2 protein-coding genes and 3 pseudogenes are annotated in these 2,837 nt (G+C 54.8%); 1 reads left to right on the top strand and 4 read right to left on the bottom strand.

Going from position 1 to position 2,837, the window contains the following annotated elements; translation table 11 throughout:
• On the bottom strand, nt 1-272 hold a 272-nt coding region (locus ACU8YC_RS24685), incomplete at its 3' end, for a hypothetical protein (RefSeq protein ID WP_446895916.1).
• Between the two features lie 275 nt (nt 273-547).
• Nucleotides 548-1,423, bottom strand: coding sequence for a GTPase family protein (locus ACU8YC_RS24680; RefSeq protein WP_446895915.1), 876 nt, complete (start codon nt 1,421-1,423; stop codon nt 548-550).
• Nucleotides 1,424-1,680: 257 nt separating this feature from the next.
• Between ACU8YC_RS24680 and ACU8YC_RS24675 the strand changes: the two are divergent.
• Nucleotides 1,681-1,899, top strand: a pseudogene (locus tag ACU8YC_RS24675) (transposase); the annotation flags it as partial.
• Between the two features lie 293 nt (nt 1,900-2,192).
• Here the strand turns inward: ACU8YC_RS24675 and ACU8YC_RS24670 are convergent.
• Together ACU8YC_RS24670 and ACU8YC_RS24665 are read right to left on the bottom strand one after the other, a co-directional pair.
• Nucleotides 2,193-2,408, bottom strand: a pseudogene (locus ACU8YC_RS24670) (ISL3 family transposase); the annotation flags it as partial.
• 178 nt (nt 2,409-2,586) lie between these two features.
• A pseudogene (locus ACU8YC_RS24665) lies at nt 2,587-2,837 on the bottom strand (DNA adenine methylase); the annotation flags it as partial.

Raw genomic sequence — 2,837 nt, 5'->3', positions numbered from 1 at the left:
AATGCCCCTGCCATTTCATTCCGGTCCGGCCGGTCGCCGGTGTTACGATTTTGCTTCATGGTATTCACCTTGTTGTGTGTCAGTAAAAAAAGGCCGTCTCCCCGGGAAGGAGAGACGGCCCTGTAAAGCGCTGTGTCGGAGAACATGCCTTCGGTGATTGTTGAAGACAGCGAAAAGACGGTACTGCCCGGACAGCATCCGGGCGCTGTACCCTGCGGAAAAACAGGTGTGGCGGTCCGCCTGCCCCGACAGACACCGCTGGCAGTGTGCATATTCCGGGTGACTCCGGGGCCACCATCGCGGGGTTAGATGTCGTGCGCGCCACTGTCAGGCCCGCACTGTCCGGTGTGATGCCTGAATCAGTGAGATGTGTTTTGTTTTCATGCTGTTATCCTTGTTAATTCGCTTTTTATTCTTCCCTTATCGATCGATTGTAACGATCGATAATATAATTATCGATCGTTTTAGGCTATTAAACAAGATGCACAATATCCGGCGATTTAACGCCTCAGGTACGCAGGTCAGTCTGCGGTGACAGGCTGTAAGGTCAGAAGAATATCCAGTCCCAGACGGCACGGGCGACCGACACCACTGTGTCGCGCACGGTACGTATCACCGCTTTCAGTGACGCGGGCAGAAACACGGCGGATTCGGCGGAGTCAAAGGCCGTCCCCACCGCCTGCCCGAAGCCGTCCCGGGCCTGTGTCCTGACCGGCTCCGTGCAGAGCCGCTCGTGCAGCTGCGTTGTCAGCGGGCTGCGTGCCCGGTCAGGCAGGCTGCGCATCAGGGTGGCCACCATCGCCTCCGTGCCCCAGCCGGTGCGGGCGGACACCACGCAGACAGGATGAAAGGGCTTAAACATCGTAATAATGGCGGCCTGTTTCGCCTTCAGACTGGTTTGCTGCTGTGGCGAGGGGCTCCCGGTCCCGGTATCCCATTCGTGGCAGGGCTCGATTTTGTCGGCCTGGTTAATCACAAACAGCACCTGCTGCTGATAAGGCTGCATCACGTCATGCCAGAACTGCTCGTCCACCGCCAGCGCCCGGTCGTCGGCCTTGATGACCCACAGCACCAGGTCCAGTTCCGGCAGCATGCGCCGGTACAGGGCGCGGTACTCCCGGTCCCGCTGTCCGCTTTCGCCCACGCCGGGTAAATCAATGAGCCGCAGGCTGTGCCGCCCGCTGCGCAGCCGGAAGTGCAGTGCCTCCCGGGTACAGGCGTTCACATCACTGACGGGGGAGACCTCCCCGTGAAAGAGGGCGTTACAGAGGCTGCTTTTACCGGCCCCGCTTTTGCCCATGATGCCAATCACCGGCTCGTAGTGGGTCAGGGTCTGAATGCGTTCGAGAATAAGCCGGCGAAGCGTCTCAGGAAGCGATGCCAGCGGGCGTTCCAGGGCCTGAAGGCCGTCAGGTTCAGTCATACAGGTTTCTCAGCGTGAAAAATAAGAAAACCCCGCACTCCGGTGAAGGAGGCGGGGCGGGGATTCACGGTGATAATATCTGTCTGAAATTCTTTGGGTTCAAAGTGGGTAGGCATATTTACAAAATGTAGCTTCAAAAGGATTAATACAGAATCACGTTTGAGCTATAGAAAGCTATTAGATTGGATCTAAATTGAATCGCCACGGGTTTAACAGACACCTCAGAGTCATTTAAGATGACTTAAAGAGAGGTGCCCATGAGCGGTAAGCGTTATCCCGAAGAGTTTAAAATTGAAGCAGTCAAACAGGTTATTGATCGCGGTCATTCTGTTTCCAGCGTTGCAACACGTCTCGATATCACCACCCACAGCCTTTACGCCTGGATAAAGAAGTACGGTCCGGACTCTTCCACTCGTAATGAACAGTCAGATGCTCAGGCCGAGATCCGCCGTCTTCAGAAAGAGTTGAAGCGTGTCTGACCAGCGCCAGAAATGTCCTGAGTAAATTGATATTCATGAGAGCCTGATTCAGGTAGTTATCCCCCCCGGATCATATCCGAACATAACCATACAAAAAGTAAGTGATTGTAATGTATTCTGGCCTGAACGTAAATGCGGATACGGGAAAAGGTATACAGATGGTAGGTATATATCCTGCCGGCTAAACACTGTGTAAGCAAATACCGTTACGACAGACTGCACAGCACAAGCGCAGATAGCTACTGCGCAGTAAGGTTACGGGGAACTGTAGCGGATCACAAAATCAGGCCACGCTGAAGTTCTGTTGAACCACTTTCGCTGACTCGGATGAACCACATGTTTAGCTGTGGTTTGTTTTTGGTTTTCAGGATCTGGTAGAACTCGTGTGCCAGTTGCTGTGCTATTTTCAGTTGTGGCTCTTTTTCACACATCAGACTAATAAAACGGGAAGCGTAATTTTCTTCACCTCTGATGATTCGCCAGGGCATCAGCCAGCGACTCACACGGAAGCGGAAGGAAAGCGGTAAAGAAACCGGAACAAACCGGTTTTGCTGGCGGGAGTGATATCCGGACTCCCGGGGGGAACAGGATGAAACACCTGTGCGGGGGCTGTCAGAGCATACCGGAGGCGAAGACCTGGCCCCCTGCCGGCAACACACTCGTTTTACGGCAAACACAACACGCTCAGTACAGGGTACCGGTCAGCTCACTCACCGCCACTCTTGCACGGCCGTCTGCCGACACGGAACGGTTCACATTCTGCGCGCTCAGGTTAAATGCCCCATACAGCTGCCGGCTGAGCGCTGTGTCCCCGGAGGAAATCACCACCGGTGAACCGGTCTGCTGATGAATCTCCTGTAGCCGGGTGACCAGCCGCTGATGATGGGCCGGCGTGAAAACCTGTCCGTCATACTGCGTGAACGCTGACGTGTCAC

Source organism: Citrobacter sp. VF227, from assembly GCF_052950715.1.
Note: the sequence above shows the minus strand (reverse complement) of the source record. Positions and strands in the feature narration are given on the sequence as shown.

What these genes read in the sequence shown, in the direction of transcription:
- ACU8YC_RS24680 (WP_446895915.1), bottom strand. Translation starts at nt 1,423, where the DNA reads ATGACTGAACCTGACGGCCTTCAGGCCCTGGAACGCCCGCTGGCATCG.